The organism is Novosphingobium sediminicola, from assembly GCF_014196525.1.
In the GTDB taxonomy this organism is placed as follows: domain Bacteria; phylum Pseudomonadota; class Alphaproteobacteria; order Sphingomonadales; family Sphingomonadaceae; genus Novosphingobium; species Novosphingobium sediminicola.
In genome coordinates, this window is sequence record NZ_JACIDX010000022.1 from 47,755 (window position 1) to 62,637 (window position 14,883).

At 63.2% G+C, this 14,883-nt stretch carries 9 protein-coding genes; 4 read left to right on the forward strand and 5 right to left on the reverse strand.

Going from position 1 to position 14,883, the window contains the following annotated elements; all coding sequences use genetic code 11:
* Positions 1 to 203 precede the first annotated feature (203 nt).
* Both GGR38_RS21380 and GGR38_RS21385 read left to right on the forward strand, forming a co-directional pair.
* On the forward strand, positions 204 to 2,939 hold the full coding sequence (locus tag GGR38_RS21380; RefSeq protein WP_183628600.1) for a TonB-dependent receptor plug domain-containing protein: 2,736 nt from the start codon (positions 204 to 206) through the stop codon (positions 2,937 to 2,939).
* Positions 2,940 to 3,073: 134 nt separating this feature from the next.
* Positions 3,074 to 3,478 (forward strand): GlcG/HbpS family heme-binding protein, encoded by a 405-nt coding sequence (locus GGR38_RS21385; protein WP_172341978.1) that lies wholly within the window; start codon positions 3,074 to 3,076, stop codon positions 3,476 to 3,478.
* 20 nt (positions 3,479 to 3,498) lie between these two features.
* Here the strand turns inward: GGR38_RS21385 and GGR38_RS21390 are convergent, their stop codons facing one another.
* Positions 3,499 to 4,374 carry an ADP-polyphosphate phosphotransferase gene (locus GGR38_RS21390; RefSeq protein WP_183628632.1) on the reverse strand — a complete coding sequence of 292 codons (876 nt, stop codon included), beginning with the start codon at positions 4,372 to 4,374 and terminating at the stop codon, positions 3,499 to 3,501.
* A gap of 69 nt (positions 4,375 to 4,443) precedes the next feature.
* On the reverse strand, positions 4,444 to 7,947 hold the full coding sequence (gene putA, locus GGR38_RS21395) for a bifunctional proline dehydrogenase/L-glutamate gamma-semialdehyde dehydrogenase PutA (protein ID WP_183628601.1): 3,504 nt from the start codon (positions 7,945 to 7,947) through the stop codon (positions 4,444 to 4,446).
* Between the two features lie 135 nt (positions 7,948 to 8,082).
* Between putA and GGR38_RS21400 the strand changes: the two genes are divergently transcribed.
* Together GGR38_RS21400 and GGR38_RS21405 are read left to right on the forward strand one after the other, a co-directional pair.
* Positions 8,083 to 8,541: an Lrp/AsnC family transcriptional regulator gene (locus GGR38_RS21400; RefSeq protein WP_183628602.1), complete on the forward strand. Its 459-nt coding sequence runs from the start codon at positions 8,083 to 8,085 to the stop codon at positions 8,539 to 8,541.
* A gap of 150 nt (positions 8,542 to 8,691) precedes the next feature.
* Positions 8,692 to 10,605 carry a TolB-like translocation protein gene (locus GGR38_RS21405; protein WP_183628603.1) on the forward strand — a complete coding sequence of 638 codons (1,914 nt, stop codon included), beginning with the start codon at positions 8,692 to 8,694 and terminating at the stop codon, positions 10,603 to 10,605.
* A gap of 42 nt (positions 10,606 to 10,647) precedes the next feature.
* Here GGR38_RS21405 and GGR38_RS21410 read toward each other — a convergent pair whose 3' ends face one another.
* From GGR38_RS21410 to GGR38_RS21420, 3 genes are all read right to left on the reverse strand, one after another.
* Positions 10,648 to 11,190 carry a cytochrome c gene (locus GGR38_RS21410; RefSeq protein WP_183628604.1) on the reverse strand — a complete coding sequence of 181 codons (543 nt, stop codon included), beginning with the start codon at positions 11,188 to 11,190 and terminating at the stop codon, positions 10,648 to 10,650.
* Between the two features lie 37 nt (positions 11,191 to 11,227).
* On the reverse strand, positions 11,228 to 13,387 hold the full coding sequence (locus GGR38_RS21415; protein ID WP_183628606.1) for a TonB-dependent receptor: 2,160 nt from the start codon (positions 13,385 to 13,387) through the stop codon (positions 11,228 to 11,230).
* A 166-nt stretch (positions 13,388 to 13,553) separates the two neighbouring features.
* Entirely contained in the window at positions 13,554 to 14,855 is a 1,302-nt protein-coding gene (locus GGR38_RS21420) for a helix-turn-helix domain-containing protein (protein ID WP_183628607.1), read from the reverse strand.
* Positions 14,856 to 14,883: the final 28 nt, after the last annotated feature.

Genomic DNA, 14,883 nt, shown 5'->3' on the forward strand with positions numbered 1-14,883 from the left:
ACGCATCAATCAATCAGAATATTATATTTCCGTTCTTGAACCAATTTCGCCATGTTCAGCCTCAGAAATTGGACAACCCCGCCGAAGGGGATCAGGGACCAAGAGGCTGTCAAAAGGAACGGGATCGCGCTGTTTTTCGGCGCGTTTGCCTGTGCCCGATTGCATTCTCGCCCCTCTCGGCGCGGTGCAGGGAGGGCGATATCATGAATTCTTCGACAAGGGCGCTGTTGATGGGCGGGCTGTCCGGTCTGGCTTTGGCGGGCGCGCCCGCGATGGCGCAGACCGCGCCTGAAGCCAAGCCGCAGGAAATCATCGTTACCGGATCGTATCTCGGCAATGTGCGTCAGGAAGACCGCGCCTCGCCCATCGTTTCGGTGGACAGCAAGGCGCTGGAAAAGACCGGCGTGGCCTCGATCGGCGATCTCACGCGCTTTATTCCGCAGAATGTCGGCTCGACGGGCGGGATGCAGGATCTGCAAAAGGGCGGGGCGGATACGCGCGACACGCGTTCGGCCAATCTGCGCGGGCTGGGCTCGGGCGCAACGCTGGTGCTGCTCAACGGCCGCCGCGTGACGCCGCAGGCGGGCGACGGCTATGTCAACCTCAACTCGCTGACGCCCGATATTGCCGTCAACCGGGTGGAAACGGTGCTGGACGGCGCATCGTCGACCTATGGCGCCGATGCGGTGGCGGGCGTGTTCAACCTGATCACCAACACCAAGTTCACCGGCGTCAAAATGTCCGCGCAATATATCAGCATGGACAAATCGCCCGCCTGGAATGTTCAGGCGATGGTCGGCCTTGGCAATGACCGCATCCACAGCGTGTTTTCGGCCAGCTATCGTTTTCAGGACAACCTGCAGAACGGCGACCGCGCGGTCACCAATTTCTTCAACGCTTCGACCACCGGCTATCCGGGGCGCTTCGTGCTTTATGGCCGCCCGCAGACCAGTACCGGCGGCAATGTCATCATCAACGGCAACAATTACACCGCGCTTTATGATGCGAATAAGGCTGCCAATGGCACGCTGACAGTGGTGGACCCCAATTGCGGCCTGTCGGGCACGTCGAGCGTCTATCTGCCTACGGCGGGCGCGACGTTTGGCCTTGGCAATTGCGCCTATTCCTATCAGGCGCAAAACCCGATCCGGCCTCAGTCGAAGAGCCTGAACATCCACAATGACACGACCTTCGAGGTCGCGCCCGGCCATACGATCTATGCCGAACTGAGCTATTACCATCAGGATTCAAGCCGTTACGGCGTGCCTTCCTATGCCCAGACGCATAATGGCGCGACCCCGCCGCTGATGCCCGCCAGCAATCCGTACAACCCCTTTGGCGTGACCATCGGCTTTCTTGGCCGTGCCATCGGCGCGCAGGGTTTTGCCGGCACCTATCAATACCGCGTGATGCGCGACACGGTAGATCAGCAGCATTACGTGCTGGGCGCAAGGGGCAAGCTGTTCAACGACTGGAAATATGCGGTCTCGGCCACCTATTCGGCCAGCCACACGATTGCCCGCGACAAAGACACCGACATGAACCTGTTTCAGGCCGCGCTGAACGGTTATGGTGGGCCGAACTGCAACATCCGCTTCAACGGCGCAGGCTCTGGCGCGGTGGCGGGCGTGGGCAATTGTCTTTATTACAGCCCGTTTCAGTCGGACAATGCCAAGCAGGACGCTTCGCTGCTCTATAACCTGCAAACCGACGAATTTTCGGACTATAAGAACGAATACTTTGTAGGCGAAGCGGTCGCCAATGGTTCGCTGGTGACGATCAACGGGCACAGTCTTGATGTGGCTGTGGGCGTTCAGGCCCGCAAGGAAAAGTCGCGCGGGATCTATTCGGATTTGCTGCTGTCGGGCTTTGGCGGCTTTATCGGCCCGGCCCGCAACTATTCCTATACGCGCAATGTCAAAAGCGCCTTTGTCGAGGCCAATTATGAGGTGATCGACGGGCTGAACGTCAATGCGGCGGCGCGTTATGAAGATTACGGCGGCTTCAGCTCCACCGCGCCCAAGCTGGCGGTCAACTGGCGCGTGCTGCCCCAGATTTCGCTGCGCGGTTCGCTCAGCCGCGCGTTTCAGGCCCCCGCGATTGCCAACAGCTCGAACGCTCTGATCAGCACGGGCGTGGGCAATATCACCGATCCCAAGGACGGCACGACCACCTTCCGCACCATCGCCACCTATGGCAACCCGAACCTGAAGCCCCAGACGGCGGATGTGTTCAACTTTGGCGCGACTTTCCTGCCGGTGCCCAAGATGCGCCTGTCGGTCGATTTCTGGCAGTTCAAATATAACAACCAGATCCAGACGCAGGGCGCGCAGGCGGTGATCAGCGCCAATCCGAACTCGAGCGCGGTGATCCGCGACACGACCACCGGTTCGGCCCAGACCATCAACGTCACCAGCTTTAACGCCACCAGTGGCACCAAGACCTCGGGCATCGACGTTGCCGCGCAATATGGTTTCAACGTGGGCCGCGTGCAGGTGACGCTGCGTGATGCGGTGACCTATCTGCTCAAATATGACATCGACACGGGCAGCGTGGTCTATGACGGCATCGGCTATCGCAACGCCTTCAACCAGTCGCCCGGTTCGGCCTCGGCCGCGCCCCGCTGGCGCAGCGTGGCGGGCGCCGATTTCGCCTATGGCACGCATGATCTCTCGATCACATGGCGCTATACCTCGGGCGTGCTGGACGATTACGGGCTGAACCTTGGCACGGCGCCCACCGACCGGATCAAGGCTTTCTCGGTGTTCGACGTGCAATATACCAAAAGCTTTGGATCCGATGATCGCTTCAGCTTTACCGCGGGCATGATCAACGCCTTTGACACGGCCCCCGGTTTTGCCAAGTTCAACGGCTATCTGCCCTCGATCTCGGACCCCTTCGGCCGTCAGATCTATGCAAGGGTGAGCGCGAAGTTCTGATCGGATGACGGGCGCGGGAGAATATCCCGCGCCCGTTTTCGTCGCGTCTTTTCGTCGCGTCTTTTCGTCTCTGGCGCATCGGCCGCTCTGTGCTAAGCGCGCCGCCGCAACACCAGAAACGGATACCTCCCCCCATGAAGACCAAGCACACTCTTGAAACCGCCGATGTAAAGGCGATCCTGGCCGCTGCCGAGGCCGAAGCTCTGGCCAACGGCTGGGCGGTGTCGATTGCGGTGGTGGACGATGGCGGGCATCTTTTGGGCCAGCTGCGTCTCGATGGCGCCTCGGCCAGCACCGCGCATATGGCGCCTGCCAAGGCCGTGACCTCGATCATGGGGCGCCGCGAGAGCAAGGTTTACGAGGATCTGATCCTTAACGGCCGCGTTTCCATGCTGACCGCGCCTGCCTTGCAGGCGATGCTCGAAGGCGGCGTGCCGATTGTGGTTGATGGCGATTTCGTCGGCGCGGTGGGCGTGTCGGGCGTCAAATCGGAACAGGATGTTCAGATCGCGCGCGCCGGGATTGCCGCGATCCTGTGATGATGGCTCTGGCCGGGGGGCTATTCCCCCTCGGCCAGCAATTGCGCGCGGATCGCCTGCAATTGCCCGCGTTTTTCCAGCGAGATGTCCGGATAGTCCGGGCGCAGCCCTTCGAGCGCATCCAGCACGATCTGTGAGACGATCAGCCGGGCGTTTTCCTTGTCATCGGCGGGCACGACATACCACGGCGCCTCCTTGGTGCTGGTCGCCTCGATGCAGGCCTCATAGGCGCGGCGATAGTCTTTCCAGAACTGGCGCTCCTCAATATCGGCCGGGGTCAGTTTCCAGTTCTTGTGCGGTTCCTCGATGCGCGCCAGAAAGCGCTGGCGCTGCTCCTCCTTGGAGACATGGAGGAAGATCTTGACGATCCGCGTGCCATTGACATGCAAATGCCGCTCAAAATCGCGGATCGAGCGATAGCGCTCCTGCCACAGCTCGTCGCCCTGCGCGCTGTCGGGGCCGATTTCGGCCTTCAGGCTCTTGCGGTGGACCTTCACCACCAGAACGCCCTCGTAATAGGACCGGTTGAAGATGGCGATCTCGCCGCGCGCGGGCAATTTGTCGGTCGCGCGCCACAGGAAATCATGCTCCAGCTCGGTGTCGCTGGGCCGTTTGAAGGCGAACACCTGACAGCCCTGCGGCCCCACGCCCGACATGACATGGCGGATCACCCCATCCTTGCCTGCCGCATCCATCGCCTGAAAGATGATGAGCAGCCCATGGGCATTGGCGGCATAGTGGCGCTGTTGCAGGTCGGAGAGGCGGGCGACATGGTCGGCCAGAATCGTTTCATAATCGGCCTTGGATTCATAGGCGGGCCTGACATGCGTCTTGCGCTTTTTCAGGTCCACGCTTTTACCCTCGGGAATGCGATAGGTTTTCAGGGCGATTTCCATGGCTTCCATTCTCCGGGCCTGCGAGGGCTCCCTCTATGCGCCCGCAAGACGCGCGGGGAAAGGGCGATCTCACACTTGCGCCATCAGGCCGGCATTGCCCCCCGCCGCCGTGGTGTTGATCGAGACGGTCTGCTCCTCGATCAGCCAGTCGGGGCGAGAATGCCCTTCTTCATCGGCCTGCTGGATCAGCGGGATCGGCCCCTCCATCGACGCGATCTGCTGCATAAGTTGATGGGCGCGAGGCCCCGGTTCGATCAGCACCGCGCCATAGGGGTTAATCGCGGGCAGGGCTTCTATGGCGCCTGCAGGCGCTGACCCTTCGCCCAGCCAGAGCAGGTCCACCCGATTGCCTGCCGCGCGTGCCGCCGCCGTCTGCGCCGCCATGCCCTCTTGGCTGTGCGCCGCCGCCAGCACGCGCCCGCGCGGATGCAGCCGGTAGAGATTGCGCTCGCCCACCGGCCCCGGCAATTCGGTGGCAAGGTCGGGGGTCAGATCGAGCAGGGGCATGGTTCGCACCAACCGCCCCAGATAGAGCGGCCCGCCCGCCTTGGGGCCAGTGCCCGAAAGGCCGCGCCCGCCAAAGGGCTGCACCCCCACCACCGCGCCGATGGTGTTGCGGTTGACATAGATATTGCCCGCCGCGACTCCTTCGGTCACTTCGGCGATGGTCTCGTCCAGCCGCGTGTGCAGGCCAAAGGTCAGGCCATAGCCTGTGCCGTTGATCGCCTCGACCACCGTGTCCAGATCCTCGCGGGCATAGCGCAGTATATGCAGCACCGGGCCGAACACTTCGCCGCCGATTTGCGCGATATTGTCGATCTCGATGATGGTGGGCGCGATGAAGCTGCCATGGTCGGTTTCCTCGCCCAGCGGGGCCTGCCAGACGGGGCATCCTGATGCCCGCAGGCGGCCGATATGGGCGGCGATGGCCTCGCGCGCTTCCTCGGTGATGACCGGGCCGATGTCGGTGGAGAGGCGATCGGGATTGCCGATCCGCAATTCGCCCAGCGCGCCTTTCAGCATCGTCAACTGCCGCTCGGCAATATCCTCCTGAAGGCACAGGATGCGTAGCGCCGAGCAGCGCTGCCCGGCGCTGTCGAAGGCGGAGGACAGAACATCGCCGGTCACCTGTTCGGCCAGCGCCGAGGAATCGACGATCATCGCATTGAGCCCGCCGGTTTCCGCGACGAGGGGGATGGGCGGCCCTTCATGGCGCGCCAATTCGCGCTGGATCAGCTTGGCCACCGGCGTCGATCCGGTGAACAGCACGCCCGCCACATCAGGGTGGGCCACCAGCGCCGCGCCGATCTCGCCCGCCCCGGTCAGCAATTGCAGCACCCCCACCGGCACGCCCGCCTGATGCAGGATCTGCACCGCCTGCGCGGCGATCAGCGGGGTTTCTTCGGAGGGTTTGGCCAGCACCACATTGCCCGCGGCCAGCGCGGCAGCGATTTGCCCGACAAAGATCGCCAGCGGGAAGTTCCATGGCGAGATGCAGACCACCGGGCCGATGGGCGCATGGGTATCGTTCAGGGTGGTCCGCGCCTGATCGGCATAATAGCGCAGGAAATCGACCGCTTCACGGATTTCGGCCACGGCATTGGCCGCTGATTTCCCTGCCTCGCGGATGATGAGGCCCATCAGGATACCCATCTGTTCCTCCAGCAGATCGGCGGCGCGCTCCAGCATCGCGGCCCTCTGCGCGGGCGGCGTCTCGCGCCAGCCCTGCGCGGCCCTTCGCGCATTGGCAAAGGCCAGCGGTATATCGCGCTCCAGTGTGGGGCTGACCAATCCCACAAGGTCGCGCCGGTCGGTCGGGTTGCGCACATCCTGCGGCGGGCGGATGACGCAGAGCGAAGGGATCATCGGATCGGCCCGCCATTCCCGCGCCGCGCTGGCCCGCAAATCCTGCCAGAGGGCGGCCAGCACGCTCTCACTGGCCAGATCGAGGCCGGAGGAATTGCGCCTTTGCCCATAGAGATGCGCGGGCAGGGCGACCACCGGATGGGGCGAGCCGAAGGGCTCGATGGTGCGGGCTTCATCGGCGGGCGCCTGCGCCAGTTCCTGCGGGCTCAGGCTTTCCTGCCAGATGCGGTGGACGAAGGAGGAATTGGCGCCATTTTCCAGCAGGCGCCGCACCAGATAGGCCAGCAAGGTCTCATGCGTCCCCACCGGCGCGTAAATCCGGCAGGGGCGGTTCAATTTGCCCGCGCCTACGACCTCTTCATACAGCGGCTCGCCCATGCCGTGCAGGCATTGGAATTCCCAATCGCCGGTCGTGAAATCCGGCCCGGCCAGATGGTGGATCGTGGCCAAAGTCTGGGCATTATGGGTGGCGAATTGGGGGAACACCGCATCGCGCGCCTCCAGCAACCGCCGAGCGCAGGCGACATAGGACACATCGGTGTGAACCTTGCGGGTAAAGACCGGGAAATCGGCCAGCCCATCGACCTGCGCCTTCTTGATCTCGCTGTCCCAATAGGCGCCCTTGACCAACCGCACCATGAGCCGCCTGTTGGCCGTTTGTTGAGTGCGGCGCGCCAGATCAATGATCCAGTCGATGACATGGGGGCACCGCTTGCCATAGGCCTGCACCACAAAGCCCAGCCCGTTCCATCCCGCCAGATCGGGATCGAGCGCGAGGGCTTCGAGAATGTCGAGGCTGATTTCCAGCCTCTCAGCCTCCTCGGCGTCGATATTGAGGCCGATGTCATAATCGCGCGCCAGAATGGCCAACGCCCGCACGCGGGGCAGGAGTTCGCCCATCACCCGGTCCTGCTGCGCGCGGGCATAGCGGGGGTGGAGCGCGGAGAGTTTGATCGAAATGCCCGGCCCGGCATAGGGGCCGCGCCCGGCGCTGGCCTTGCCGATGGCGTGCAGCGCGTTTTCATAATCGCGCCAATAACGCGCCGCATCCGCCGCCGTGGTCGCCGCCTCGCCCAGCATGTCATAGCTATAGGCAAAACCCTGCGCCTCAAGCCTTCGGGCGCGTTTGAGGGCCTCCTCGATGGTCTCGCCGGTGACGAATTGCTCGCCCATCAGTTCCATCGCCATATCGACCCCGCGCCGGATCAGCGGCTCGCCCGCCCGTGCGATCAGCCGCGTCAGCGCCGCGCCCAGCGAGCCGTCGCTGTTGGCCCCCACCAGCCGCCCGGTGACGATCAGGCCCCATGTGGCCGCATTGACAAACAGCTTTCGACCCGCGCCCAGATGGGCCTGCCAATCGCCGCGCGCGATCTTGTCGCGGATCAGCGCATCGCGCGTGGCATTGTCGGGAATGCGCAGCAGCGCCTCGGCCAGACACATCAGCGCCACGCCCTCCTGGCTGGAAAGCGCATATTCCTTGACCAGACTTTCCATGCCCCCGCGCTGCCCCTTGGCGCGCAGAGCCCGCACCAGCGCGCAGGCGGTGGCGGCAATGGCAGGTTGCATCGGCTCTGGCGGAGTGGCCGCCTCGATCAACGCGGCAAGGCATTTGCCCTCAGGCAGGCGCGTGGCATCGGTGATCGCGCGGCGCAGAGGCGAGGGAGCAGCCAGAGCGGGAGCGAAATGGGCAAAAGCAGCATCGGTCATCGGCGCATTTCCGTCATGGGGTGGACGGGGCAAGCCTATCGCATCGCGTCTAGGCGTTTCGACCAAAGGAGCCTATCATACCATGCCAATCGGATAAAGATGGGCGATGTTTTAGACCGATGATAGGGATCCGCGATGGACAATAGCCCGATCGACCAGATCGACCGCAAGATGATCGAGGAATTGCGCGTCGACGCCCGCCTGTCGGTGGCCGAATTGTCGCGGCGGGTGGGCCTGTCCAAAACGCCTTGCCAGATCCGGCTCAAACGACTGGTCGATGAGGGCTATATTCGCGGCTTTCGTGCGGTGATCGACCCGGTGCGGCTGGGCATGGGCCATATCGCCTTTGCCGAGGTCAAATTGTCGGACACGCGCGAAAAGGCGCTCGAAGCCTTCCGTCGCGCGGTGTTGCAGGTGGAGGAAGTCGAGGAATGCCACATGCTGGCCAGCCATTTCGACTATCTGCTCAAAGTGCGCACATCCGACATCACCGCCTATCGCGCGGTGCTGGGCGAAAAGATCTCCAGCCTGCCCCATGTGGCCAGTACGTCGACCTTTGTGGTGATGGAAACCATCGTCGACCAGATCGGCTGAAAAGCCGCCATTTTCCCGCGATTGATTAGGCGTGCGTGGCGATCAGATCGGCGCCGGATTTGATCTGGATCAAAAAAAAGCCGCCCTCCTCGCCTAGCTGCTGATGCCAAGGCGATCACGCCGAAAGACAGCAAGCGTGGAGGATTGGCTATGGCTCACGGCAATTGGATCTCGGGATTTGCCCTCTCGATCGGCATTTTGGCATCGGCCCCGGCGATGGCCAAGGACGTCCTGCTCTTCAACCGCATCGGGCCGACGAAATCGCAGCTCTATGTCGCCAATGCCGATGGCAGCGGCGAGCATCGGCTGATCGCCACCGATGGTTTCGATTATGCCGCGCGCTTTTCGGACGATGGGCAGTGGATTGTGTTCACCTCGGAACGCAATGGGCGCGGGCAATCCGACATCTATCGCGTGCGCGCCGATGGCAGCGCGCTCGAGCGCCTGACCGACGATCCGGCGGTGGACGATCAGGCGGCCATGTCGCCCGACAATCGCTATGTCGCCTTCATGTCGGACCGGGGATCGCACCGGGCCAATATCTGGGTGCTGGACCTGCAAACGCGGCAATTGCGCAATCTGACGGGCGCCGCGCCCATTCAGGGCGATCCGGCCAAGCCCGATGGTTTCTATCGCCCCAGTTGGTCGCCTGATGGCCAGTGGATCGCCTTCACCTCCGACCGCAATACCGAGTGGAAGTCGCATGACAAGGGCGCGGCATGGGAGCATCTTCAGGAACTGTCGGTCTATATCGTCCATCCCGATGGCACGGGCCTGAAACGCTTGTCGGGAGAGGGCGTAGCGACCGGGGGCGTGACCACCGGATCGCCCAAATGGTCGGCCGATGGCAAACAGATCATCGCCTATCAGGGCGATGTCGAACTGAGCTGGCTGAGCCGGGTCGATCAATTGTCGATGAAGGCCACCTCGCAGATCGTGGCGATTGATGTGGCGACGGGGCAGGCCAAGGAGCTGACCTCGGGGCCGGGGGTGAAGCTCAACCCGCAATTCCTGCCCGATGGCCGCTTTGCCTACAGCACCAAATCGGCCCAGATCACCGGGATCATGTATTCCGATGGCGCGAAGCCCTTCCCGGCCAACCTGCGCGAACCTTCGTGGAGCCGCGATGGGCGGCAGGTGGTCTATGAGCGGATCGACAATCTGCCGCTGGCCCAGAACACGCCGCTTTATAGCTGGAACGACAAGTTCGAATATCGCTATACGGATGTGTTCCCGATGTTCGCCCGCGATGGCACGCTGGCGCTGTCGAACAAGGATGTCGATACATCGCTGGTGGTGATGAAGGCCGATGGCAGCGACAAGCGCCTCGTTTTCCAATCGACCACCCATTGCGCGGCGGGCAAGAACGCCTCGGGCCAGTGCGGCGACATGATCGGCGTGGCGTTGACGCCCTCATGGTTTCCCGACAGCAAGAAGCTGGTCTTCAGCTTTGGCGGATATTGGCGCACGCGCGATCAGAATGTTGCGAACGTCAAGATGATCAACCGCGACGGCACCGGGGTGGAGGATCTGACCTCGACCACATCAAACACCGGTTTCGCCAGCGTTTCGCCCGATGGCAAGCAGATGGTCTATCGTTCTTGGGCCAAGGGCGACGAGGGCCTGCGGATCATGGATCTGGACACCCGCAAGGTCCGCGTGCTGACCAATGATTGGGACAATGTGCCGGGATGGTCGCCCGCCGCCAGCGGGCCGGGCGCGGGCCGTATCGTGTTCACCCGCAAGCAGAAGGATGGCAATTTCGACATCTTTACCATTAAGGCCGATGGCACCGGCCTGTTGCGCGTGACCAATTTCCCGGCCTCGGACGCCCATGCGGTGTGGAGCTGGGATGGCAGCAAGATCCTGTGGAGCAGCAGCGAATATGGCTTCAAGGATGAGGGCGCGCTCTATGACAATTCGTTCCAGCCCTATGGTCAGGTCTGGTCGATGAACCCGGACGGGTCGGGCAAGGAAATGCTGACCGACAGCCGGTGGGAGGATTCGCTGCCGGCCTTCGTTCCGCCTGTGGCAAGTAAGGGGGCGAAGAAAGCCACGAAGTAAGCCTGAGGCCCGCCCTCCTTGCCGGGGGGCGGGCGCTGGTCCCTATTGCGCGTCCTTGGGGAACCAGAAGGTCTGGTGGCAGGTCTCGCACTGGCCATCCAGTTCGCTGGCGGCCTCATAGACGGTTTTGAGATCACGGCGGTCGGCGGCCTTGCCGATGCCGTCGATCTGGCGGGCAAGGGCGGTGGCATATTGGCGGAAACCGGCGGGATTGGCGTCTATGTGGTGCTGAATATCGGCCGGTTTGGCGCCGCCTGTGGTGTCCTCGTCCAGGATCTTCTGGCCCGGCCCGCGCACGACAAAACTCTTGGCCCCGCCCAGCCGGTTCAGCGAGGCTGACAGGTCGGCAAGCGCGGCTTTCAATTTGATCCAGTCGGCAGGTTTCATCTTCTTAGCTGACGGATTGCCCTCATCGTCCAGCGTGGCATTGGTGATGTCCCATAGGACCTGCGCCTTGGCTGCAACGTGATCGTGCATCTCGCTATAGACCACCACCGGTCCCTTGGGCGCGGGCTTGACGGCCCCCTGCGTCAACACCGCCATCGGCACCAGCGCGGCCATTCCCAACAGTTTCCAGTCTGCCATTTTCTCGATCCTTTCCTGACTTTTTGGGGGATGCGCGTTAGAATTCCTTGCGGATGGTGAAGCGGGCCGAGCGCGGCTCAAGCGGATGGGCGTGATAGCCCTCGCCCCCCTCGGCCGCTTCTCCCTGCAGGCGCGAGGTGTAGTAATAGGTGGCGGAATCGCTGCGGCTGTTAAAGATGTTGAACAGGCTGACCTGCGCCTTCCATCCGCCCGCCAGCGCATAGGTGACGTCGATGTTCCACTCGCTGTATCCCCCGTCGCGCGGGTCGAGCTGTCCATCGGCCAGCGAATGCGTGCCCAGCCGCCGCCATTGCAGCGAGCCCGACCACGGCCCCAGCCCATTGACCAGCGCGCCCGCCGAATAGGTGAAATTGGGCGCATCCGCGATATAGGGCTGGGCAATGCCGAAGGCGGCCAGATTGGCCCCGCGATAGCGCGGCCGCGCAAAGGCCAGATCGCTATTCAGCTCCAGCCAGTGGACCGGGCGATATTGCGCGGAAATCTCGATGCCCTGACGGCGGCTGGGGGCGCCCGCCTCGTTCTGGCCGGTATCGGCGTTATAGCGCAGTTCGGAGCCGAAATCCTGCTGGAAGGCGGCGATTTGCAGGCTGAGGCGCGGGATGATGTTGCTGCGCATACCCACCTCCATCCCCGTGGTCGAGGCCAGCAGCGGCGTGCCCCCCACGGCCAGCGGCACGCCTTGCGTGGGCACCGTGCCGAACACGCCGCGCACGTCATTGGAGTGAAACCCGCGCCCCGCGCTGAAATAGAGCTCGGTCTTCGCCCATGGGCCAAGGATCAGGCTGCCCTTGGGCTGCCACAGATATTGATGGCCGCGCCCGCTGGTGCCGGTGACAGAGCTGACATCATCGGCCTGCATGTAATCCAGCCGCAGACCGCCCACCGTGCGCAGCCAACCGGTCCAGCGCAGCGTGGTCTGCATATGGGGCGAGAGCATCAGGATATGCACCCGGTCGGCGTTGCAATGGCCGTTGACGGCGGCATATTCCAGCGTGCTGCCGTCCTCTTGATCCTGAAAGCAATTGGGCAGGATCGTGTCGCGGTTCTTCGTATGGCGGCGGTCGACCATCGCGGTATCGTGGCGGACCTGCGCGCCCCACACCGTCTCTGTCTCCAGCCCCAGCACCTGCGCCTTGAGCGTATAGCTGGCCCGCCCGCCAAAAACGGTGCGCGCCTCATGCTGGGCCTGCTGGTCGCCGTTGACGGGGTCATAGAGGTAATGGGTGAAATTGTTCCACAGCGTCATGGTCGAACGGATCGCATAGAGGCTGGCGGAAAATTGCCCCGGACCGATGGGTTTTTCGATATGGCCTGACAGGCTGTAACGTTGCGAGCGGCTGTAATCGGATGGGTCCAGCGTGCCATAGGGACCAATCAGGCCCGCCTCGACCGCGCGCTGGGGCTGGTCGGTGGTCAGCCGCCCCTCGCTGGCATAGGCCATGGCGGTCAGGGTGAAGCCGTCTCTGGCGGTGCCCTGACTGTAGCGCAACATACCGTTGATTTTGCGGAAATTCTGCCCCGGCTGCCACGGGCCGTCATAATGGCTGACCTGAAACGCGCCGAGCAGTCGCTTGTCCTTGCCAAGGCGCAGCGTGCCCATGCCCTGTATTTCTTCATAGCCATCGGTGCCCACGGTTGCAGCCATTTGCGCAGGGACTTCATCGAGCAGCCGCGTGCGTGCGGACGCCACCGAGCCGAAATCGCCCACGCCCGCGTAATAGGGGCCCTTGGTATAGTCGATCCCGGCCACGACCTGCGGAATGAGAAAGCCCAGATCCGAATAGCCCTGACCATGGGCATTGGTGCCGCGATTGACTGGCATGTCGTCGATGAAATTGGCAAAATCGGTGCCATGATCCAGCGCATAGCCCCGGATCAGATAATAGGGCGCCTTGCCCTCGCCCGAATGGGTGGTGACGACAAGGCCGGGAATGCTCTCGAACAATTGCGCGGCGCGATAGATCGGGCGCAGCGCCACCTCCTGCTGGCCGATCGAACCTTGGCTGGCGGTTTCGGCCTTGCCGATCATTTCGCTGCGCGATGCGGTGACGATGATGGTGCGCTGATCCTCTGCGGATGCCTTGCCCGCAATGACCATCGTGCAGACACCTGCCAGCAGGAGGAGGCGCGATGAGGCCCAGGTGTTGGCGGCGCGGGCAGGGAGGCGCAAAATCATGGTTTTATACTCAAATCTTGATGGGCCAAAGCGCCGCTTCGCCGCAGATGGCGGGGCATGACAGGCCGATGCGGGGGAATGCCCGCACCATCGCCAGCCAGAGGGCGGGCGCAAGTTCATTACCGTTGGTTAGACGTTACAGGACGTTACATCCGCCCTGAAAGCCCTATGGTTTGGCTGAAAGCGCGTCGGGAAACTTGTCCGGGCGCTGGGCGGCCCATGTCGGGTCCTTGCGCGGCCATGCGCCCAGCAGGCGCGCATCCAGCCCTACATTCTTGAGCGAGGGGATCGCCACCAGCGCCTCGAAGGATTGGTCATGGGCGGCGATGGAATCCAGTTGCGCCAGCGTGGCGGGCCGCGCGACAAATTCGGCCGCGGCCATCAGCGCGGCGTCGCGCGTGCCCGCGATCGCAATCACCCGATTGCCGTTAAACGCCCGGAACGAGGCGATCAGCGCATAATCCTGCCCCGGCTCGTTGGTTTCCTCCAGATGGCTGCTGCCCATGTAATGCATGCCGCTGACCCGGTCGATCAGCTCGTCATAACTGTCGCCCACGGTAAAGCGTGAGCCTTGAAACACCGGCGTGCGCAAGGCGCCAAGGCCGCTGATATAGCCCAGATAGACCAGCGGATTCTTGGGCGCCTGCGCATCCATCTGCGATATCGGCTCGACCTGCAGCGCAGCCTTGTCGCCCGCCAGAATGGGCGAAATCGCACGGATCGCCGGGCCGACGCCCACCGGCAGATAGGTCAGCCCCAGATCGACAAAGCGGCCCTGCGGATCGCCGCCCATATCCTTGAAGCCTTGCAGGTCCTGGGCCGAATTGACGGAGAATTCGCGGACCATGCGATCGACCGTGCCATCCGGGGTGCGTTCGCCAAAGATGTAATAGTCGCCAAGGATGATCGTGGCGGGGCGGTCGCTGGCGGTGATCGGGTGCCAGAAGGGCGTGTCGCGCATCCGCGAGAGGGGCGTGATGCCGCCATACCAATAGCCCCCGGCCAGCCCCGCCACCAAGGCCGCCGCCGCCATCAGTACGGGCAGGATACGGCGAGGCCGGGGCGCGGCGATGGTCGGTGGTTCAACTGCGGGCGGCGGGGCCTCCTCCTCGGCCAGCGGGGTGAGGCCAAGCAGATAGCTGCCCTTGGGCAGATGCAGCCGCCATGGGCGATTCTGCGCGGGGCCGGCGTAATAATCGTCCAGCTTGCGCCGCAAACGGTGGATATGCACCCGCACCGAGGCGTCGCTGGACATATCGGCATCGCCTCGGTCGAACACGGCATCGGCGATCTCGATTTCCTTGGGCGGCTGGTTCTCGCGCGCGCGCTGATGGAGAAAACGCAAAAGCCGCTCCAGCGTGGGTGAGCGGCCCAGCCCGCCTTCTTCGAGCAGGCGGGCAACCTCGGCGTCCAGCAGGGTGGTATCGTCGCTGGCCTCTCCTTCACGCGACGCATCAGACTTGGACAAAGACCCCACTCCATTGGCAACAAGAGCG